The organism is Rhizobium sp. YTU87027 (assembly GCF_050644135.1).
Classification (GTDB): domain Bacteria; phylum Pseudomonadota; class Alphaproteobacteria; order Rhizobiales; family Rhizobiaceae; genus Rhizobium.
Map to the genome: position 1 here is coordinate 1,422,719 of NZ_CP098440.1, position 21,578 is coordinate 1,444,296.

Genomic DNA, 21,578 nt, shown 5'->3' on the forward strand with positions numbered 1-21,578 from the left:
CAAACAGACCTAATGCCGCTGCGGGGCGAGCAGGTACGGAAGTTACATCTCGATGGGCGCCGGCAGCGGCTTGCGTGTCCGCTCCTGTTTCGTCATCCGCCCGGCAAGCTCGTCTGGCGTGACAAGACCACCGGAGATCAAGAGTTTTGCGGCGTCCTCCGGTGACATATCGAGCGGAACGATCTTTTCGCGCGGCGTGAAGATCAAGAAACCTGCCGTCGGCACCGGTGTCGGCGGCAGGAATACGCAAACCATGTCCTCGCCCATCGCCTTGAACTTCGTTGCAATCTCGCCCTTTGCATCCGTCGAGATGAAGACGAGCGCCCAGAGGCCGGGGCTAGGATATTCGATGAGGCCGACCTTCTTGAAGGAGTTTGTCTTGTCCTTCAGCACCGTCTCGAAAATCTGCTTCACGCTCTGATAGATGCTGCGCACCAGCGGCACGCGCCGCACAAGCGATTCGCTGAACTGCACGATACTCTGGCCGATGAGGTTCTTGCCGAGGAAGCCGATAAGGGTGATCGCGACAAGCGCGATCAACAGGCCCGAGCCTGGCACCGCAAAATTGAGGTAATTATCCGGGTCATAGCGAGCCGGGAGGTAGGGCTTGACCCAACTATCCGCCCAACGCACGACCGACCATGTCAGCCACAGGGTAATCGCGACCGGCGCACAAATAATCAGCCCCGCCAGAAAGTCGTTCCTGAGACGAGTGGCTATCGGCAGTCGGGGCAGTTTTTCCTTCATCGCGTGCTGATAACTCCGTTGAGCAGGCCGGCTATCGGAAATCAGCTCCCCCATGCTTTCCTGGCTGAAAGCTGCCAGAAATTACCAAGGCGCACAAGTCTTCTGGGGGCGAACAAGCGGTCACTCCACCGTGACCGACTTGGCCAGATTGCGCGGCTGGTCGACGTCCGTGCCCATGAAAACGGCCGTGTGATAGGCTAGCAGTTGGATCGGCAGTGAGAAGACCATCGGCGCGATGATCTCGTTGACATCAGGCAGCACGATCGTCGCCATCGTCGGCAGCTTCGATGCCGCCGCACCCGCCTCGTCGGTAATGAAGATGATGCGCCCGCCACGCGCGGCAACTTCCTGCATGTTCGACACGGTCTTGTCGAAGAAGCGGTCAAACGGCGCGATCACGATAACAGGCATGTTTTCGTCGATGAGCGCAATCGGCCCATGCTTGAGTTCACCTGCGGCGTAACCCTCGGCATGGATATAGGAGATTTCCTTGAGCTTCAGCGCCCCTTCCATGGCAAGCGGGTAGCTCGTGCCACGGCCGAGATAGAGGACGTCGCGGCATTTCGAAAGCTCGCGCGACAAGCTCTCCATCTGCGGTTGGATGAGGTTCAGCACGCGGCTCATGATACGCGGCATTTCAGCGAGATGGCGGACCAGTTCCCTTTCCTGCTCCGCGCTGATGGTTCCCCTTGCCTTGCCGGCGCCGAGCGCCAGCGATGCCAGGACGGCCAACTGGCAGGTGAAGGCCTTGGTGGAGGCAACGCCGATTTCCGGACCTGCCATGATCGGGAAAACGGCATCCGACTCGCGGGCGATGGTCGATTCCTTCACGTTGACCACCGCACCAATCTTCAGCCCGTTCTCCTTGCAGTAACGGAGCGATGCCAGCGTGTCGGCCGTCTCGCCCGACTGCGAGATGAAGAGCGCGGCCTGCGAGGGCGAGAGCGGCATCTCTCGATAACGAAACTCGGATGCGACGTCGATCTCGACCGGTAGGCGCGCGTAGCGCTCGAACCAGTATTTGCCGACGAGACCGGCGAGATAGGCGGTTCCACATGCCGAAATCGCCAGGCTGGTGGTGGCCTTGAAATCGATCGCCTTGATGCTGTCGCTTATCGTGTTGCTGGCGAAGTCGACGTACTGGCTGAGGGCATGCGAGATGACCTCAGGCTGCTCGTAGATTTCCTTCTCCATGAAGTGGCGGTGATTGCCCTTGTCGACCACATAGGCAGTCGTCTGTGATATCTGCCGCGGGCGCTTCACCTCGTTGCCGGAGAAGTCGAGGATTGTCGCGCCGTCTCGTGTAAGTACGGCCCAATCGCCATCGACCAAGTAGGTGACCTCATTGGTGAAGGGCGAAAGCGCGATCGCATCCGAGCCGAGGAACATTTCGCCCGAGCCATAGCCCACGGCAAGCGGCGGGCCGGATCGTGCAGCCATGATCGTGCCGGGGTCGTTCTGGAGCATGATCGCAAGCGCATAGGCGCCGGTTACCCGATTCAGCATCTTGAGCATCGCCGCGCGAGGCTCAAGGCCGTCACGGAGATACTTCGCCATGAGGTGGGCGACGACTTCAGTGTCTGTCTGCGTCTCAAAGACGGCACCTTCAGCGGTCAACTCGTCACGCAACTCGGAGAAGTTCTCGATGATGCCGTTATGGACGACCGCCACGCCCTCGACGAAATGGGGGTGTGCGTTGATCTCGTTGGGAACACCATGCGTAGCCCAGCGGGTGTGTGCGATACCGATCGTTCCCGGCAGCGGGTCGCTGTCGAGGCGCTTTTCGAGATTGAAGAGCTTGCCCTCGGCGCGACGACGCGCCATCTCGCCGTTATGTATGGTGGCAACACCAGCTGAGTCGTAGCCGCGATACTCGAGCCGCTTCAGCGCATCAACGAGACGTCCCGCAACCGGGTTGCTTCCAACGATTCCAACAATACCGCACATAAAAGTCCCCAACGCCTTCCATATTAGAGGCCACTCGTAACGATTCTGTCTGTTTTCTCAATGGCCTCGGCGGTCACTTTCGGTTTCCGCGCGTTACGCGGAAGCCTATGCCTTGGCCTTCTTTGCAGCCTTGATCGCCAGCGCGCGCGCGCGAAGCACGGAGGCCCTACCCGGCTTCAGCTCTTGGCGCGCCCGGCCCAAGGCGAGCGCATCGGCGGGAACATCGGCGGTGATGACGCTACCGGCGGCCACGTAAGCGTTGTCGCCGATGCTGACCGGCGCCACGAGCGAGGAGCTTGATCCGATGAAAGTGTTCGCCCCAATCAGCGTTTCGTGCTTGTTGACGCCATCGTAGTTACAGGTGATCGTACCGGCACCGATATTCGCCCCGGCTCCGACCTTGGCGTCGCCTATGTAGGTGAGGTGATTGACCTTAGCGCCCTCGCCGATCTTCCCGTTCTTGACTTCGCAGAAGTTGCCGACCTTTGAGCCCTTGGCGAGATCGGCTCCCGGACGCAAGCGGGCGAATGGGCCAACGATTGCGCCGGCGCTGATGTGTGCGCCTTCAATATGTGAGAACGCATGAATGATCGCGCCGCTGTCGATTGTCGCGCCCGGACCGAACACTACGTTCGGCTCGATCAGCGCGTCCTGCGCGATCGCAGTATCGTAGGAAAGGAACACGGTCTCCGGTGCAATCATCGTCACGCCTGAAATCATCATCTCGTCGCGTCGGCGCTCCTGCCAGAGCCGCTCGATCATGGCGAGCTCCGCGCGATTGTTGCAGCCGGTCATTTCGATTTCAGGTGCGTCGACAGCCGTGACGCGGCCGCCGACGGAACGGGCAATTTCCACGAGGTCAGTCAGGTAGTATTCACCCTTGGCATTGGCATTGCCGATGCGGGATAGGAGATCGAGCGCCTTGCGGCCGTTGATCGCCATCAGGCCGCTGTTGCACCAGTTCACCGCACGCTCGGCATCCGTGGCCTCCCGTTCCTCGCGGATGGCGATTAGTTCGCCGTCCTTCACGAGCAAGCGGCCGTAACCCGTCGGCTTGTCGGTGTGGAAACCGATGACAACGACATCACTGCCGTCGGCAAGGCCCTGCCGTGCAGCCTTGAGTGGCCCTTCGGTCTGCAATGGAACATCACCGTAGGTCACGATGATGTCGTCATATCCGCGGGCAATGGCGTCGCGTGCTGCCAGGACCGCGTGACCGGTGCCGAGTCGCTCCTTCTGCAGATAGGTTTCGATTTTGACGCTCCCGACTTGGGCGGCCTTCGCCACGTCGTCGGCATCGCGCCCAACGACGAGCGCTACAGATGAAGTATCGCTTTTTGCCACGGCATCCACGACATGAGCGATCATTGGGCGGTTCGCGACGGCGTGCAGCACTTTCGATTTCGACGACTTCATTCGCGTGCTGTCACCCGCAGCGAGAATGATAGCGAGACAAGTGCGTTCCATAATGCGCTCCGAGAATCCATTGTATGCAGTCTTCGCTGCCTCATAGCAGCAAGACAAGTGCGGAACAAAGATCAAAAATGGATCAGGCGGATGCCTTGGTCATCGCCGCATAGGCATCGCGGACGTGATCGCGGCCGTCGACGATCACGAGTTCCATGGCCTTACGGGCGCCATCGACATCGCCGGCGACGATCGCCTCGACGATGCGCATGTGGGTGTCCGCGATGTCCGAGAAGCCGTTCTGCGAGGGGGGGGTACTGATACGGAACATGCCGACCAGCGCGGCTTCTATCAGGCTTCCCAGTGTTCGCATGAACGGGTTGTGAGAGGCGTCGGCAACGGCGAGGTGGAAATGGAGGTCGGCGAGAGCTAGGCTGTCGCTGGTGTGCCCCGGCGCGGCCATCTCCGTTGCAAGTTCACGCAGATGTTCAATGTCTTCCTTGCTCGCCCGCTCTGCGACGAGGCCAGCAGCAAACGGCTCGAAAGCTAGCCGGATGTCGTAAAGTTGCAGCAGGAATTCTTCCGTCACGCCACTGTCGAAATGCCAGGCTATGATCTCGCTATCGAACATGTTCCAGAGGTTCTTCTCTGTGACGCGCGTCCCGACACGGGCCTTGGCGACGATCATGCCTTTTGCAGCGAGCGTCTTCATCGTTTCCCGAAGGACGGTGCGAGAGACCTTGAAGCGCTGCGCAAGTTCGACGTCTCCCGGCAGAATGCTTCCCACAGGATAGGTTCCGGCAACAATTGCCCTGCCGAGCTCATCCACGACCTGTGCGTGGCTCGTTCGCGATTTGCGCGCTGTTTTTCCGGTCTCAAGCAATCTGTTACGCAACGAATACCTCCCCGTTCAGGCATACCTCTTATTCATACTGGAAAGGAAGAGAATAACCTTCTGCATTAGAATGAATGCAAAAAGCAAAAAACCAATCAAGATCTTCGTCCACCAGCTCGACAGCGTCCCGTCGAAGGTGATGTAGGTCTGAATGAGCCCCTGTATCAGGATACCGATGAAGGTACCTGCCACGAATCCCGCCCCGCCGGTCAACAGCGTCCCCCCGATGACGACTGCCGCGATCGCATCCAGTTCGACGCCGACTGCTGCCAGAGAATAACCGGCCGACGTATAGAGCGAAAAAACGATTCCGGATAGGCCGGCGAGAAAGCCGGATAATGCATAGATCCGGATCGTGGTGCGGCCCACGGGAACGCCCATGAGTTGCGCCGTTTGCGAGCCGCCGCCGAGCGCGTAGACATTCGTGCCGAAGCGCGTGCGATGCGCCAGGAATATGCCCACGGCAAAGACGACAAGCATGATGCCGCCGATCAGCGTCAGCCGCCCGCCACCCGGCATCTTGTAATAGAGGCCTGTCAGCGTGGTGTAGTAGTCATGATTGATCGGGATGCTGTCGATCGACAGCACGAACGCCATACCGCGTGCCAGGAACATGCCCGCAAGCGTCACGATGAAAGCCGGCATTTCGAGATAGTGAATGATCGCGCCCATTGCCGCGCCGAAGGCGGTCGTGATGATCAGCACTAGCGCAAACGCAACGAGCGGATGGATTGTCGTGTTCTGCAGGATGACTGCCAGGAAGACGCCGGTGAACGCGATGATCGAGCCGATCGATAGATCAATCCCGCCCGAAATGATGACAAACGTCATGCCGACTGCGGCGATGCCGAGAAAGGCATTGTCGGTCAATAGGTTGCCAATCACACGGGTGGACAGGATGTTGGGATACTGCAGGGTGCAGATCGCGTAGGAGAGAACGAAGATGACGACCGTTGCCAGCAGCGGCAGATATTTGGAGTTCATTGAATCTGCCCTTCCCTGACGCTGCTCGATCGCCGGCTGAGAATTACCGCCGCCGATTGAACCGCCGGCGACTGAATGACAAGGATCACGATGACAATCACCGCCTTGATGATAAGGTTGAATTCCGGCGGAAATCCTGAGAGCAGAATGCCGGTGTTCACAGCCTGAATAATCATAGCTCCGATCAACGATCCCAGGATGCTGAAACGTCCGCCAAGCAGCGAGTTGCCACCGACGACGACCGCCAAGATCGCATCGAGTTCCAGCCAGAGACCGGCATTGTTCGCATCCGCGCCCTTGATATCGGCCGCGACGATGATCCCGGCGATCGAAGCGCAAAGGCTGCTCAACATATAAACGGCCATCAGCAGTACCGGCGTCCGTACGCCAGAAAGCATGCTGGCACGTCGATTGATGCCAGTCGCTTCGATCAGCATGCCAAGCGCCGTGCGCCTCACAAGCAGGATCACCAGGGCGGCCATGACCAGCCATATGATGACTGGCATGGGCAGGAATGCGAAGGAACCGCTGCCGAGCGCGATCAACCCTTCATCATTGAACGTCATGATGACCCCCTCGGTGATGAGCTGCGCGATCCCGCGTCCGGCCACCATCAGCACGAGCGTCGCGATGATCGGCTGGATATTCAGCACGGCCACCAACAGTCCGTTCCATACGCCGCAAAGCAGCCCGACCCCGACCGTTACCAACAGCGTCATCGCAAGCGAATGACCGGACACGATGGATGAGGCCGCAACCGCCCCGCAGATCGCGATCACAGCGCCGACCGACAGGTCGATCCCTTTGGTCGCAATTACCAGCGTCATGCCGATTGCCAGCAAGGCGACTGGCGCACCGCGGTTCAGCACATCTATCAGGCTGCCATAGAACCGACCATTCTGAACAACAACATTAAAAAACTGCGGAAACATCATGAAATTCAATAGAAGAATGATTGCCAGAGCGATGAGTTGCGGCGCTAGGCGGATCAGCAGTGCATTGAGCGACGACTTCATGCGTCCTCCGTCTTCTTCTGGGCGGCGGCGATGGTATCGACGATGCTAGCGGTGCTGAGATTGTCACCCGTCAGTTCCGCGACGTGCTCGCGATCGCGGAGGACCAAAATCCGTGAGCTATAGGCGATAAGCTCTTCTAATTCCGAAGAAATAACGATCAGCGACATGCCCTTCGCGCAGAGATCTTCAATCAGGCGAATGATCTCGGCATGGGCACCGACGTCGATGCCGCGGGTTGGCTCATCCAGGATTAGGAAGTCCGGATTCGTAGCAAGCCAGCGCGCCAGGATTGCTTTCTGCTGATTGCCGCCGGACAGCAGACGGATCGGCTTCTCCCTGTCCGTCGTCCGGATGTCGAGAGCACTGATGTAGCGGTCGGCCAGAGCGTTTTGATCGGCACGAGAGATCGGGCGGGCCCAGCCCCTGCGTGCCTGCAGCGCCAGCGCAATGTTCTCGCGAATCGAGAGGTCGCCGATAATCCCGTCTGTCTTGCGATCTTCTGGACAGAAGCCGAAGCCATTACGGATCGCGGCGCGCGGGTTCGATAGCGTCACCTGCTTGTCATCGACTTTTACGGTTCCGCTGTCAGCCTGCTCGATTCCGAAAATTAACTCGGCAGTCTCTGTGCGGCCCGACCCGAGCAACCCCGCGACGCCCACCACTTCGCCGACACGGACGTCGAGGTCGAACGGCTTCACCTTGCCGCGCTTGCCGTAGCCTTCAAACCTGTATCTGACCGGGCCAGCGTTAACAGTGTGTGCCCGCGCCGTGGCCTCGGCATTCGCTAATTCGTGCCCGAGCATCATGGAGATGAGGTTCTGGCGAGACAGCTCCGACGTTTCGCGGGTGCCGACCAGCCTGCCATTTCGGAGCACCGTGATGCGATCACTGACTTCGTATACCTGTTCCAGAAAATGAGTAATAAAGACAATACCAAGGCCGCGTTCTTTCAAGTTACGCATGATGTGAAAGAGCATCGCGACTTCCTGGGCATCAAGACTTGCAGTCGGCTCGTCGAGGATAAGAACTTTGCCGGACAAATCCACCGCTCGCGCGATTGCTACCACCTGCTGCACGGCGACCGAAAACCGATCGAGTTGAGCGGTGACGTCAACGTCTATGCCGTACTGATCGAGCAGTGCCCGCGCCTGCCGGTTCATCGCACGTACATCGATCATGCCGAGCCGCTTCGGCTGGCGACCGAGATATAAGTTTTCGGCGACGCTGAGATTGGGCAGGAGATTGACCTCCTGGTACACAGTGCCGATGCCGAGTTTCTGGGCGGCAAGTGTATCGGACGGATTGATCTCGGTGCCGTCAAGCGCGAGCCGACCCTGGTCGCGGTGATAGGCGCCCGTGATGCATTTGATGAGCGTGGATTTTCCCGCGCCGTTTTCGCCCAGAAGCGCATGCACCTCGCCCTTGCGCAGCGCGAAATCGACCTTGTCGAGCGCAATGGCGCCCGGGAAGAATTTCGATATCCCGGAAGCGGTTAGAATAGTCTCGTAATCTTGAAACATGAAGGCGGCTTTTCCTGATATGAACCGACACTGCCGCGCCGTGGACGGATATGAAGTCCCAACTGGCATTCGGTAGGTCCGCACCGGCCCAAGATGGGCCGGTGCGGTTCTAGCCTCAAAAATCAGTAGCCGAGGTTCTTCTTCGACTCGTAGACCTTCATCGGATCGTCGGCTGGCGTGTAGAGCTTCGATTCCGTCTGGATCCACTTCGCCGGAGCCTTCTTGTCCTTCAGGTACGCGTCGAGCACGTCGAACGCGGGACCTGCCATGTTCGGCGTGAGTTCCACGGTCGCGTTCGCCTCGCCGGCAGACATGGCCTTGAAGATATCGGGCACGGCATCGATCGAGACAACCAGGATATCCTTGCCCGGCTTCAGACCGGCTTCCTTGATCGCCTGGATGCCGCCCACGGCCATGTCGTCGTTGTGAGCATAAAGCGCGCAGATGTCCTTGCCGCCGTTTTCAGCCTTCAGGAAGCTTTCCATGACTTCCTTGCCCTTGGTGCGGGTGAAGTCACCGGTTTGGCTGCGAACGATCTTGAAGTTTGCCTTGCCTGCAATGGCTTCCTCGAAGCCCTTCTTGCGGGCGATAGCCGGCGAAGAACCGGTCGTACCCTGAAGCTCGACAATGTTACAAGGCTTGTCGCCGACAGTCTTTACCAGCCAGTCGCCGGCAACCTTGCCTTCGTGAACCTGATCCGACGTAACGGCGGTCAGGTAGAGGTCTTCAGGCGCCTTGATCGTCCGGTCGAGCAGGATAACCGGGATCTCCGCTTCCTTCGCTTCCTTCAGAACCGCGTCCCAGCCGGTCTCCACGACCGGAGCCAGGAAGATGGCGTTGACGCCCTGAGCGATGAAGGAGCGGATCGCCTTGATCTGGTTTTCCTGCTTCTGCTGCGCGTCGGCAAACTTCAGGTCCACCCCCCGCTTCTTGGCCTGTTCCTTCGTGACGGTGGTTTCGGCAGCACGCCAGCCGGATTCCGAGCCAATCTGCGAAAAGCCGACAACAAGTTCAGCAGCCGATGCAGAGCCGAACATGCAGGCAGCCAAAATCGTGGCACCCAAGAGTGCAGTCTTCAATTTCATAATTTCCTCCCAAAGCCGCCTCCACGCGGCACAGAAGGAAAAAATCATATAGTATTACTTTTGTAAATGCACTTTCTGGTATGCGGCGCAACAAAAAAGGCGCTCAAAACGAGCGCCTTTTCGCATGTGCTAACAATTTGCCGAGATCACTTCGGCAGCTTGTCGTCGACGCCCTTGACGTAGAAGTTCATGCCGAGCAGCGTGGCGTCGTCAGCCTTCTCGCCAGCCTTCAGCCAAGGCGTGCCATCCTGCTTGTTGATCGGGCCGGTGAAGGGATGCAATTCGCCGGACTTGATCTTGGCTTCGGTTTCCTGGGCCATCTTTTTCACGTCATCAGGCATGTTGGTGTAGTCGGCCATCTTGAGGATACCATCCTTCAAGCCGTCCCAGCTCTGCTCGGACTTCCAGGTGCCATCGAGGAGAGCGTGAACGCGCTTGGAGTAGTAGTTGCCCCAGGTGTCGACGATTGCCGTCAGCTGAGCCTTCGGGCCGGCTGCGATCATATCCGAGGCCTGGCCGAATGCATGAATGCCGCGTTCCTCGGCGACCTGCATCGGAGCAGTCGTATCCGTGTGCTGCGTCAGCACATCGACGCCCTGGTCGACCATGGCCTTCGCGGCATCGGCTTCCTTGCCCGGGTCGAACCAGGTGTTCACCCAGATCACCTTCAGCTTGAAGTCGGGATCGATGGAGCGAGCGCCCTGCTCGAAGGCGTTTATGCCCATCACGACTTCCGGGATCGGGAAGGATGCGATGTAGGCGGCGCCATGGTTCTTCGAGGTCTTCGCTGCGATCTGGCCGAGGATGTAGCGGCCTTCGTAGAAGCGCGAGTTGTAGGTAGCAAGGTTAGGGCCTGACTTATAGCCGGTGCCGTGTTCGAACTTCACGTTCGGGAACTTGGCGGCGACCTTCACGGTGGCGTCCATGAAGCCGAAGGAGGTCGTAAAGATCAGCTTGCAGCCCGAACGCGCCAGACGCTCGATCGCACGTTCGGCGTCGGGGCCTTCCGGCACGTTTTCGAGGTAAGGCGTATCGATCTTGTCGCCGAATTCCTTCTGGATCTGCTGGCGGCCAAGATCGTGAGCCTGCGAATAGCCGCCGTCCGTGTGCGATCCGACGTAGACGAAGCAGACCTTGGTCTTGTCTGCAGCCTGCGCGGCGGAACCGACGCTCAGGACCGCAGCAGCCGATGCGGCAAATGCGAGTGCGAGTTTTTTCATGATAACCCCTGTTGGTTTGGAATTTCCGGAAGCGCGTTTCATTCTTTTGTTTAGCGCTCCGGCACGAATGCTTTTCCCAGCGACGCGGGCGTGTTGATCAACGTCGTGCGTCGATTATGAGAAATGATGACAAGAACCACAATAGTGGCAGCATAGGGGAGCATCGACAGAAACTGGGCTGGAATTCCAACCCCGAAAGCCTGTGCGTGAAGCTGCAGGATCGTGACTGCGCCGAACAGATAGCCACCCGCAAAAACCCTCCATGGACGCCAGGATGCGAAGACGACGAGGGCGAGTGTGATCCAGCCGCGGCCGGAAGACATGTTCTCCACCCATTGTGGCGTATAGACGAGGGAAAGCTGTGCGCCCGCCAAACCGGCACAGGCGCCGCCGAACATAACGGCGAGGTAGCGCGTGCGGATGACGCTGATGCCAAGGGCATGGGCCGAGCTGTGACTGTCGCCGATGGCGCGCAGCTTCAGGCCGGTGCGGCTGCGGAACAGGAACCAGCTGACGCCGAACAGCAATGCAAGCGACAGATAGAAGGTCAGGTCCTGATGGAACAGCACAGAACCGACGAGCGGAATGTCGGAAAGGTAAGGAACGACGATCGGCGCGAGGCGGACGCCGGGCACACCCACATAGCCCTCACCCAACATTCCTGAAACGCCAAGTCCCAGGATGGTCAGCGCCAAACCCGTCGCCACCTGATTGGCAACCAGCGTCAGAGTCAGAAAGCCGAACAGCAGCGAAAACAATGCGCCGGCGACAATTCCGCCAAGCAGCCCGATATAAGGAGAGCCCGAAATCTGCGCGCTCGCGAAGGCCGCGACGGCCCCCATGATCATCATGCCTTCGACGCCGAGGTTGAGAACACCCGAGCGCTCGGCGACGAGCTCGCCCAGCGCGGCAATGACGAGAGGCGTGGAGGCTGTAATGACCGTCAGTAGAATGGCTTCGAAGATGCTCACACGACACCTCCCCTTACCCGCGACCAGACGACGCGGATCTTGTAATAAATGAGGGTGTCACACGAGAGCACGAAAAAGAGCAGCAAGCCCTGGAAGACGCGCGTCACCTTGTCGGATACGCCAAGCGATAGCTGCGCAGCCTCGCCGCCGAGATAGGTCAAAGCCAGCACGAGACCGGACGCAATGATGCCGAGCGGGTTGAGACGTCCGAGAAACGCGACGATGATTGCCGTGAAGCCATAGCCGGGGGAAATCGCGGGCTGCAGATGTCCGATTGATCCAGACACTTCGGAGATACCGGCAAGTCCGGCAAGGCCCCCCGAAAACAGGAAGCTGAACCAGATCATTTTCTTCGACGAAAAGCCGGCGAAGCGCCCGGCCCGCTCGGACTGGCCGAGCACGACGATCTCAAAGCCCCTCAGTGTGTATTTCAGCATGAACCAGACGAGCAACGCAGCGACGATCGCAAAGACGAAGGCCCAGTGCGCCCGGCCAGATTCTTCCCAGATCGCCGGCAGCGTGGCTTCAGGTGGAAATGGCACGCTTTCGGGAAAGTTGAAGCCCTGCGGATTACGCCAAGCGCCACGGATCAGCCAATCGAGGAAAAGCTGTGCGATGTAGACGAGCATCAGGCTCGTCAGGATTTCGTTGGTATTGAAATGCGCCTTCAGCAGCGCCGGAATTGCCGCAAACAAAGCGCCGCCGATGGCGCCCATGATAAGCATCAGGGGCAGCACGGCAGGTGAATGCCACTCCGTGAATACGATTGGCAGAATAGAGCCGGTGATCGCGCCGATCGTAAACTGTCCTTCGGCGCCGATATTCCAATTGTTGGAGCGGTAACAGACCGCCAGCCCGACGCCGATCATGATCAGGGGTGCCGCCTTGACGGCAAGTTCGTGCAGCGACCACACTTCAAGCAAGGGTTCGAGGAAAAAGGCGTCGAGGGCTTCGACCGGGTTTTTGCCAAGAATGGCAAACATGATCGCGCCGGCAATCAGCGTTAGCAGCAATGCCAACAGCGGCGATACGAAGCCGTAGAGTTTGGATGACTGCGGCCGCTTTTCGAGTTCAATGCGCATTGGCCGCCTCCGAGGTGGTCTTGCTCTCGTGCAGGCCGCCCATCAAGAGGCCAATCTTTTCCCGAGACAGTTCTCCTGCCGGGAAGGGCTGCGAAAGCCGCCCCTCAGAAATCACGGCAATCTCCGTTGCGACTTCGAATATTTCATCAAGGTCCTGGCTGATAACGACGACAGCCGAGCCGTTCCGCGCCAGATCCACAAGCGCCTGGCGAATGCGGCCGGCGGCCCCTGCATCGACGCCCCAGGTCGGTTGATTGACGACGAGAACCGCCGGCTGGCGGTCGAGTTCGCGGCCAACGATGAACTTCTGCAGGTTTCCGCCGGAAAGCGAGCCTGCGGCCGGATCCTCGCCGCTCTTGCGCACGTCCATCGCATCGGCGATCCGCTTCGTTGCGGTCTTGACGGCGCCACTGCGAATGACGTTGAGAAAACCGCCGCCGAGAAAGGCCCTGCGGTCAGATTGGCTGCGCGCCAGGACGAGATTGTCCGAGAGCTTCATCGTCGAGACGGCGGCGTGGCCATGGCGCTCTTCCGGCACGAAACCGGCGCCAAGCAGACGCCGCGCTGTGATGCCCTGAGTGCCCACGGCCTTCTTGCGGATCGTGATCGCATCCGGTGAACTTACAGGATACTCTCCTGAGAGCGCATCGAAGAGTTCGCCCTGGCCGTTGCCGGCAACGCCCGCGATCGCCAGAATTTCGCCGGAACGAACGGTCATGGACACGTCCTTCAAGGGCATGGCGAAGGGCGTGCGTGCGGCGACGGAAAGATTGGCGACGGAAAGTTGCACCTCACCCTTGTTGCCGCGGTCGGGATGCGTAACGGTCGCAACGTCGCTGCCGACCATCATCCGGGCGAGAGAAGCCGGCGTCTCCTGACGTGGATCGCAGGCGCCTGTGACCCTGCCATTGCGCAACACGGTCGCGCGATCGCAGATGCGCTGAACTTCCTCGAGCCGATGGCTGATATAGAGGACCGATTTGCCCTCCGACTTCAATTTGAAGAGCGTTTCGAAAAGCTTGTCTGCCTCCTGCGGTGTCAGCACCGAAGTTGGCTCGTCAAGAATGATGAGCTTGGGGTTTTGCAGCAGTGCGCGCACGATCTCGATACGCTGGCGTTCGCCGACGGAAAGATCGGCAACGTGGGCATGCGGGTCGAGCGGCAGGCCATAGGCGCGCGAGAGCGCCCTTGCCTCTTCCGCAATTCTGCCGATCGGGATGCTGTCATCAAGCGAAAGCGCGATGTTTTCAGCGACGGTCAGCGCCTCGAAGAGGGAGAAATGCTGGAAGACCATGCCGATGCCGAGCTTGCGGGCGTCGCCTGGCGAGCCGATTGCGACCGGCCGGCCTTCCCATAGAATATTGCCCTCAGTCGGTTCGAGCACGCCGAACAGCATCTTGACGAGCGTCGATTTGCCGGCGCCGTTTTCACCAAGGAGGGCATGGATTTCGCCGGGGGCGATATCGAGATCGATATGGTTGCAGGCAGCAAAGCTGCCGAAGAGTTTCGTCAGTTGCTGGACCGACAACAACGCGCCGGGACCCGGCACATCAGATAACGACACGTTCCCCTCATTTCCCTCTGCCGACCCTGCCCATTCAGGTCACTATGGGATCAGCAGCGTAGTTCCGGTAGTTTTTCTGGACTCCAGATCCATGTGGGCCCGCCCGACCTCACGTAATGGATAGGTTTGGTTTATATTGATACGCACTTTATTGCTCAAAACAACATCAAATAACGCGTTTGCACAATTGGTTAGCTCTTCGCGTGTGGCGATGTAGGTGAAAAGTGTGGGCCGCGTTGCAAAGAGCGACCCCTTCTGCGCGAGCATGGAAAGTGTGAAGTTCTCGATCGGCCCTGAAGACTGGCCGAATGACACGAACATGCCAAGCCGTCTCAAGCAGTCGAGCGATTGTGGAAACGTGTCGCGGCCGATCGAGTCATAGACGACGTGAACGCCAGCGCCACCGGTAATCTCGCGTACACGTTCTGCGAAATTCTCGGTATTGTAATTGATGACGTGGTCGTATCCGTGCTGGAGTGCTAGACGCACTTTGCTGTCCGAGCCCGCGGTGCCGATCACGGTTGCGCCGAGCGCCTTGGCCCATTGCCCGGCGATGAGACCGACGCCACCGGCTGCGGCATGAAACAGGATCGTGGTCCCGGGGCCGACCTTGTAGGTCCGGTTGAGAAGATACTCCGCGGTCATTCCCTTCAGCATCATCGAAGCGGCCGTCTCCAGGGGAATACCGTCCGGAACCTTCACGAGGTGCTTCGTTTCGATGTTTCGTTCGACGCTGTAGGCGCCATCCGAACCGGCGTAGGCGACGCGATCGCCGACCTTAAACTCCTCCACGCCGGGGCCGACTGCCGTAACCGTACCGGCCGCTTCCTTGCCAGTCACGAAAGGCAGATGCGGCGCTTTATAGAGACCTGTCCGGAAGTAGACATCAATGAAGTTCAGGCCGATGGCCGCATGCTTGATCTGGACTTCTCCTGCGCCGGGAGGCGGCAGCTCGATATCGATGTATTCGAGGACTTCAGGTCCGCCAGTCTTGCCGAATGAAACCGCCTGCGTTCTTGCCATTGCCTTCTCCCTAATCGCGCCGTCCAAGCGCCGGGAAGAACTGCAGCACGGCGCCGATGCAGTAGAGGTAGATACCACTGAGGATAAAGAGGACAAGCGCCCATTGCGGGATCACGAAATGCATCAGCAATGCATACATTCCGAGCGCCGACCACAAGAAGAAGACGCCGAGATTGAGCGGCCGCAGGCGCTGTACGCGGACTGGATGCAGAAAATTGATTGGCAGGAAGGTGAGGATGACGGAGACAAGGACGACGGCGAGAGCCGTGATCGCGCTGGCATCGATGACGAACAATGTGAAGACGATCATGTTCCAGACCACGGGAAAGCCCGAGAAGAAGTACTCCTCGGTCTTCATGCCCGTATCGGCATAGTAGATTGCGCTTGATACGACGATCATCCCTGCCGCCACGAAGGACCATGGCTCACCGATCATGCCGCTCTGATAGAGTGCGAAAGCCGGCAGCAGGACATAGGTCACGTAATCGATGATATTGTCGAGCGTATCGCCCGACCAGTTTGGCAGCACTTCCTTGACGCTCACCTTGCGGGCAATCGGTCCATCGATGCCATCAACGAGAAGCGCGAGGCCGAGCCACCAGAACATATCGATGAACCTGTGCTCGGCTGCCGCGACGACGCCGAGAAACGCGAGAAAGGACCCGGATGCCGTCAGAATATGGACGGAGAATGCGCGCATTTCCGCGTAAGGTACGCGCTTGTAATTGAAAATCTTCATGTTTCCCCGAGCAGCCTATGGCGTCCGCGCCCGGCAGACGCGGTTTTTGCCTAATATGCATCCTTTGCTTCGCTTCGCCAGCGCAAAAGCGAGGAAGCGCTGCAAGGCCACGGAATCCCGACCGCGACACGCATATTTCGTGCAAGTTGCCTGAGAAAGAATGGAATACCTTTAATCGCGACACTATTTGTAATATCTCGCTGGCATTGAAATCATTGTGCGACGAATACGGGATCCGATACCGAAATGAACGCCCCTGCAAAGACCGAAGACTTCGCCTCCTCGCTTCCGGCCGGAGTCTATGCCGAAACCGTGCTCAGCGTGACTCATTACACGGATCGCCTGTTTCGGTTTACGATGACGCGTCCGCAGGGCTTCCGTTTCCGGTCCGGCGAATTCGCTATGATCGGACTGATGGTCGAGGGCAAGCCGATCTTCCGTGCCTACTCGATCGCAAGCCCCGCCTGGGCAGAAGAGCTTGAGTTCTTCTCGATCAAGGTTCCGGACGGCCCGCTGACCTCGCATCTGCAGGCGATCAAACCAGGCGACCAGGTCCTGATGCGCAAGAAGCCAACGGGCACGCTGGTGCTCGACGCCCTCACGCCTGGCCGTCGTCTCTATATGTTTTCGACCGGCACCGGCATTGCGCCCTTCGCAAGCTTGATCCGTGATCCTGAAACCTATGAGAAGTACGAGGAAGTCATCCTCACCCACACGACCCGCGACGTAGCCGAACTGAAGTATGGCTTCGATCTGGTCGAAGAGATCAAGAACGACGAACTCCTGCAGGAAGTCGTTGGCAACAAGCTGCGCCATTATGCGACAGTCACCCGCGAGGACTTTGAGTACCGCGGCCGCATCACCGACCTGATTTCGTCCGGCAAGCTCTTTGCCGACCTCGGCGTCCCGCCGCTCGATCCGGCAATCGATCGTGGCATGATCTGCGGTTCCTCCGCGATGCTGAAGGATACGAAGGATCTGCTGGAAAAGGCCGGCCTCAACGAGGGCGCAAACAGCAAGCCAGCAGAGTTCGTGATCGAACGAGCATTCGTAGGTTAAACTCACCAAGATACTTGATCTACGGCCCCAGTGGGGCCGTTTTCAATTGTGGTTGCTGAGATAGTCGATCAGCGCGCTCATGGCTTGGCCGGCATCCTTGGATTTGCCTTGCTGGATGGCTCGCATGACTGTCACGTGTAACGAGATGGATTGATCCATACGGCCAGGACTCGTGGACGCGGACCAGAGACGACGCGAATGAGTCTGAACCGGTCCAAGGGCCGACGTAATAAAGGCGTTGGGGCAGGCTTCCTCCAGAATTTCGTCAAAGGCCTTGTCCGCGGCGAAGAATGCCGCCAAATCGCCGGTTGTGGCGCACACTTCCATCGCCTGTGCGCATTCGCCCAGCTCTCTTCTGTGCTCTACTGTCGCAAATTCGGCAGCCAATGCGGCGGCGATCGGCTCGAGTTCGCGGCGAACCTGCATCACATTGTTATGGTCTGTCGGCTTGATCTCAGCTACCCGTAGCCCGACGCGCGGCTTCACCACGATCAGCCCTTGCCAAGCCAACTTCTGTATCGCCTCGCGCACCGGCGTACGCCCGTGGCCGGCAAGGTCAATCAGATGCTTTTCAGTCACCAAGGCGCCCGGCTGCAACGTCAACGTCACGATCGCGTGCTCCAAGGTGAGATAGGCAAGGTGGCTGAGAGAGTTCTGCATTCGCGTATCCGTGGCTTCTGAAAATGTCTGCAGGTCGCGGAGGCGACTATAAAAGCTGATGATATATCAGTGCGCTTTCGAACGGCAAGCTGGCACCGAGCAAGGGTGATGTGAGAGCGACGTTCCTCCCCCGTCAAGCGCTTCCGATCTGCTAACGAATGGCGTGGCGGCGCAGGGCGAACGGGATAGCGCCCCTCCCTGCCCGATCGTGCTCGTGGCTAATTGTCGGGCGCATCCACCGCGAAGGTCAAGAAGACGGCTAGGCGACCGATTACTCGTGTCTCAGGGCCTCGATCGGATTGAGTTGTGCCGCACGACGCGCCGGGAAGTACCCGAACACCATCCCGATCGCTGCAGAGAACGCGAACGCCACTGCAATCATCGTCGGGCTGACGACGAAAGGCACCTTGAGGACCGTCACCGCCCCATAGCCGAGGCCGACCCCAAGCAGGATCCCAGCGATGCCGCCGAATACCGAGAGTGCGACGGCCTCGACAAGGAACTGCAACAGCACCTGGTTTTCCAGCGCACCAATTGCCAGGCGTATGCCGATTTCGCGGGTGCGCTCGGTCACGGACACTAGCATGATGTTCATGATCCCGATGCCGCCAACGAGCAGGCTGATCGCGGCGACGGCTCCGAGCAGGCTGGTCAGCAGCGTTGTCGTGCCGGTCATTGCATCCGCAATCTGCGTCATGTCATTGACGTTGAAGTCATCCTCGCGACCGGGGATAATCTTGCGCCGCTCGCGAAGCAGGTTTTCGGTTTCGTCCTGGACCTTCGACGTCGATACTCCGTCGCGCGCCGAAATCACGATCATCTGGACATTGGCGTTCGCCTTGCCGCCGATCCGGCGTTGATAGACCTTGACGGGCATAACGACGACATCGTCCTGGTCGTTGCCCATGCCGGACTGGCCCCGCTTGGCAAGAACGCCAATGACGCTGCACGAAATCTTGCCGACGCGAATCTGTTGCCCCGTGGGATCGGCGGCGCCGAAGAGTTGCGAGCGGACCGTCTCGCCGAGGATGCAGCGCGGGCGCCCGCGTTCCTCTGCCGCATCGAAAGTGCGGCCGGTCGCCATGTCCCAATCCTGTGCGATGAAGTAGTCGTTGGTCGTCCCCATCACGGTCGTCGAGTGGCTCTGCCCGCCGTAAATGACCGTTGCGGTCGTCTGATTGAGCGGCGCAGTGGCACGGAGGCCGTTAACCTGATCGCGGATGGCATCGACGTCCTTGACAGTGAAGCGGCGGGCTTCCGAGCTCGCGCGACCCGGGCCGAATTGGCCCGGACGCGCAAACAGCATGTTGGTGCCGAGCCTCGAAAGCTCGGCCGAGACCTGGGCGGTCGTTCCGTTGCCAATCGTTACCAACGCGATGACCGCCGCCACGCCGATGACGACGCCGAGCACGGTGAGGAAGGAGCGGAGCATGTTCCGGCTGATCGCTCGTAGGGCAAGTTTCAGTGTCTCAAAGAACATGATCCGCCCTCCCGCGATGCTCGAGTTCCGTCTCCAGCTTGCCATCGATGAAGCGCAGCAGGCGCTGCGCATAGGCGGCAATGTCAGGCTCATGCGTCACCATGACGATCGTGATGCCCTGTTCACGATTCAGGCGCGTCATCAAATCCATGATCTCAACGCTGGTCTTGGTATCGAGATTACCGGTCGGTTCATCCGCCAGAAGCAGTGAGGGTTCGGTCACAATCGCGCGGGCAATGGCGACGCGTTGCTGCTGGCCACCGGAAAGTTCTTGTGTCTTGTGATGTTCGCGACCGGAAAGACCCACAAGCCCGAGCGCCTCCTTAGCCTTTCTATGGCGCTCACTCGCATGCATGCCGCGATAGATCAGTGGCAGCTCCACATTTTCCAAAGCCGAGGTGCGCGGCAGCAAGTTGAACCCCTGGAACACGAAACCGAGCATATGACGGCGCAACAATGTCAGCTGGCTGCGGTCGAAGCCCTGTGTCGATACCCCCTGGAAGACGTAGTCGCCGGCGCTCGGCACATCGAGGCAGCCAAGAATGTTCATGGCAGTCGACTTGCCTGAACCGGAGGGCCCCATGATGGCGACGAATTCGTGTTCACGGATCGACAGATCGACTCCATCTAGGGCGCGAATTGCCGCCTCTCCTTGGCCATAGATCTTGGAGACGTGCTTGAATTCGATGAGTGGCGGGCTCGTCATCGTGAGCCCCGCCTACTTCGCCTGCGAGGTGGCGTCGGTGATCACGGCGTCGCCTTCTTTCAGGTCACCGGAAACAATCTGCGTGAATTGTCCGTCGGAAGACCCTACCTGAATAACGACAGCAGCCGGTTTGCCTACTTTCAACACCCAAATGCGCCGCTTGGCTCCAGTCAGGGATTCGCCGCCCTGGTTGCCGGTCCGCGGTCCCATACGTGGTGGCCTGAACAGGCCGAAAATGCCGCGACTGCGAGGAGATTCTGCGGCCGGGGGGGCATAGCGAAGTGCCGAATTGGGAAGCATGAGGGTATTCTTGACCGCCTCTACTGTTACGTCAGCTGTGGCGGTCATGCCGGGGCGCAGCAACAGGTCAGCATTGTCGACCGAAAGGATCGCCTTGTAGGTCACGACGTTGTTCGTTGTTTCGGACGCAAATCGAATCTGCTTGATCTCGGCCGGAAAGCTCCGATTGGGATAGGCGTCGACCGTGAAGGCTGCCTTCTGGCCGACCGTGATCTGGCCTACATCGGCCTCGTCGACATCGACCTGCAGTTCCATCTTCCTCAGATCGCCGGCGATAACGAAGAGGACAGGCGCCGACAGCGATGCAGCGACCGTCGCGCCCGGGTCGACAGAACGAGTGAGAACCACGCCGTTGATCGGCGAAACGATCTTCGCCTTGGCGAGGTTGACTTCGGCGAGCCGGAGATCAGCCTCTGCAGAGGCCACGGCAGCAACGTTGATGTCCTTCGCGGCGACCGCCGAGTCGTACTTGTAGCGCGCATCCTCGAGGCTCTGCTGCGTAGAAACGTTGCTTTGAACGAGGTTGCGAGAGCGCTGGAAAGAGCTCTCCGCCGACTCGAGGTCAGCTGTCGCTTTCACGACGTTTGCTTTGGCCGAATCGAGCTTCGCCCGCGAACTCTTGACGTCAGCCTCAAGCTTGTTCGTATCGAGGGCGGCAAGAACCTCGCCGGCCTTGACCTCGCTGTTGTAGTCGACGTTCACGTCGCGAACCGTGCCGGACAGCTCGCTTGAAATGTCCACCTGCTCCGTCGGCTGCACCGACCCCGTTGCCGTAACCAGCACGGTCAGGTCGCCGCGTTTTATGGGCTGGGTTGCGTAGCTGTATTGGTTCCCTTCCTGCCGCGAATAGAAGTAGGCTACTGCGCCGCCGGCGAGAAACAGCAGCAGCAATACCAATAGGCGACCACGCCAACGGCCCTTGGACTGTTTGCGCGAGGCGGCAAGAACGGCCGCCAGATCGGCGTTCGCCTTTGTCGGCTTGGTTATGTGCGTATTCGTAACGTCGTTCATTCCGGCCTCTGTCAACAAGCCGCCAATGCAGCGTCAGCGAGATGACCATGTCGAAGCTGAACGGCAGATTAGCATCGGCCCGGATTGGCACGAAATGCTGATAGAATGAAATGAAATCTTGGTAATGAGAGTTCAGTTTTCCGTGGGATCAACGGTATCGAG

The 21,578-nt window shown here is 59.2% G+C and carries 19 protein-coding genes; 1 reads left to right on the forward strand and 18 read right to left on the reverse strand.

From position 1 onward, the window contains the following. Positions 1–42 precede the first annotated feature (42 nt). From NBG89_RS07240 to pcsA, 14 genes are all read right to left on the reverse strand, one after another. Positions 43–747 carry a DUF502 domain-containing protein gene (locus NBG89_RS07240; RefSeq protein WP_431322249.1) on the reverse strand — a complete coding sequence of 235 codons (705 nt, stop codon included), beginning with the start codon at positions 745–747 and terminating at the stop codon, positions 43–45. 120 nt (positions 748–867) lie between these two features. Continuing rightward, the gene (gene glmS / locus NBG89_RS07245) at positions 868–2,694 is read right to left on the reverse strand and encodes a glutamine--fructose-6-phosphate transaminase (isomerizing) (RefSeq protein WP_431322250.1); all 1,827 of its coding nucleotides are present in this window, start codon (positions 2,692–2,694) and stop codon (positions 868–870) included. A 105-nt stretch (positions 2,695–2,799) separates the two neighbouring features. After that, positions 2,800–4,161: a bifunctional UDP-N-acetylglucosamine diphosphorylase/glucosamine-1-phosphate N-acetyltransferase GlmU gene (gene glmU, locus NBG89_RS07250; RefSeq protein ID WP_431322251.1), complete on the reverse strand. Its 1,362-nt coding sequence runs from the start codon at positions 4,159–4,161 to the stop codon at positions 2,800–2,802. 82 nt (positions 4,162–4,243) lie between these two features. Further along, a complete protein-coding gene (locus tag NBG89_RS07255; protein WP_431322252.1) occupies positions 4,244–4,996 on the reverse strand; it encodes a FadR/GntR family transcriptional regulator in 753 nt (250 codons plus the stop codon). Positions 4,997–5,011: 15 nt separating this feature from the next. Then, positions 5,012–5,980, reverse strand: coding sequence for a galactofuranose ABC transporter, permease protein YjfF (gene yjfF / locus NBG89_RS07260; RefSeq protein WP_431322253.1), 969 nt, complete (start codon positions 5,978–5,980; stop codon positions 5,012–5,014). Beyond that, positions 5,977–6,996: an ABC transporter permease gene (locus tag NBG89_RS07265; RefSeq protein WP_431322254.1), complete on the reverse strand. Its 1,020-nt coding sequence runs from the start codon at positions 6,994–6,996 to the stop codon at positions 5,977–5,979. Before NBG89_RS07265 ends, yjfF begins: the two co-directional genes overlap by 4 nt. Continuing rightward, entirely contained in the window at positions 6,993–8,516 is a 1,524-nt protein-coding gene (gene ytfR / locus NBG89_RS07270; protein ID WP_431322255.1) for a galactofuranose ABC transporter, ATP-binding protein YtfR, read from the reverse strand. Before ytfR ends, NBG89_RS07265 begins: the two co-directional genes overlap by 4 nt. A gap of 122 nt (positions 8,517–8,638) precedes the next feature. Next, entirely contained in the window at positions 8,639–9,601 is a 963-nt protein-coding gene (ytfQ, locus tag NBG89_RS07275) for a galactofuranose ABC transporter, galactofuranose-binding protein YtfQ (protein WP_431322256.1), read from the reverse strand. Between the two features lie 146 nt (positions 9,602–9,747). Beyond that, the gene (locus NBG89_RS07280) at positions 9,748–10,821 is read right to left on the reverse strand and encodes a BMP family ABC transporter substrate-binding protein (RefSeq protein WP_431322257.1); all 1,074 of its coding nucleotides are present in this window, start codon (positions 10,819–10,821) and stop codon (positions 9,748–9,750) included. A gap of 50 nt (positions 10,822–10,871) precedes the next feature. Beyond that, a complete protein-coding gene (locus NBG89_RS07285) occupies positions 10,872–11,792 on the reverse strand; it encodes an ABC transporter permease (protein WP_431322258.1) in 921 nt (306 codons plus the stop codon). Beyond that, positions 11,789–12,874: an ABC transporter permease gene (locus NBG89_RS07290; protein ID WP_088692760.1), complete on the reverse strand. Its 1,086-nt coding sequence runs from the start codon at positions 12,872–12,874 to the stop codon at positions 11,789–11,791. The genes NBG89_RS07285 and NBG89_RS07290 overlap by 4 nt, the downstream gene beginning before the upstream one ends. Then, on the reverse strand, positions 12,864–14,438 hold the full coding sequence (locus NBG89_RS07295; RefSeq protein ID WP_431322259.1) for an ABC transporter ATP-binding protein: 1,575 nt from the start codon (positions 14,436–14,438) through the stop codon (positions 12,864–12,866). The genes NBG89_RS07290 and NBG89_RS07295 overlap by 11 nt, the downstream gene beginning before the upstream one ends. Before the next feature lie 42 nt (positions 14,439–14,480). Further along, on the reverse strand, positions 14,481–15,461 hold the full coding sequence (locus NBG89_RS07300; RefSeq protein ID WP_431322260.1) for a quinone oxidoreductase family protein: 981 nt from the start codon (positions 15,459–15,461) through the stop codon (positions 14,481–14,483). Between the two features lie 10 nt (positions 15,462–15,471). Next, the gene (gene pcsA, locus NBG89_RS07305) at positions 15,472–16,200 is read right to left on the reverse strand and encodes a phosphatidylcholine synthase (protein ID WP_431322261.1); all 729 of its coding nucleotides are present in this window, start codon (positions 16,198–16,200) and stop codon (positions 15,472–15,474) included. Between the two features lie 246 nt (positions 16,201–16,446). On the opposite strand from pcsA, the gene NBG89_RS07310 reads away from it, so the two are divergent. After that, a complete protein-coding gene (locus NBG89_RS07310; protein WP_431322262.1) occupies positions 16,447–17,259 on the forward strand; it encodes a ferredoxin--NADP reductase in 813 nt (270 codons plus the stop codon). Between the two features lie 42 nt (positions 17,260–17,301). On the opposite strand, the gene NBG89_RS07315 is transcribed toward NBG89_RS07310, so the two are convergent. The 4 genes from NBG89_RS07315 to NBG89_RS07330 all read right to left on the reverse strand — a co-directional run bounded on the left by NBG89_RS07315 (position 17,302) and on the right by NBG89_RS07330 (position 21,416). Then, entirely contained in the window at positions 17,302–17,919 is a 618-nt protein-coding gene (locus NBG89_RS07315) for a GntR family transcriptional regulator (RefSeq protein WP_431322263.1), read from the reverse strand. 271 nt (positions 17,920–18,190) lie between these two features. Further along, positions 18,191–19,399 carry an ABC transporter permease gene (locus NBG89_RS07320; protein WP_088704214.1) on the reverse strand — a complete coding sequence of 403 codons (1,209 nt, stop codon included), beginning with the start codon at positions 19,397–19,399 and terminating at the stop codon, positions 18,191–18,193. Further along, entirely contained in the window at positions 19,389–20,105 is a 717-nt protein-coding gene (locus NBG89_RS07325; RefSeq protein ID WP_088692767.1) for an ABC transporter ATP-binding protein, read from the reverse strand. Before NBG89_RS07325 ends, NBG89_RS07320 begins: the two co-directional genes overlap by 11 nt. A 12-nt stretch (positions 20,106–20,117) precedes the next feature. After that, a complete protein-coding gene (locus NBG89_RS07330) occupies positions 20,118–21,416 on the reverse strand; it encodes an efflux RND transporter periplasmic adaptor subunit (protein ID WP_431322264.1) in 1,299 nt (432 codons plus the stop codon). Between the last annotated feature and the right edge of the window lie 162 nt (positions 21,417–21,578).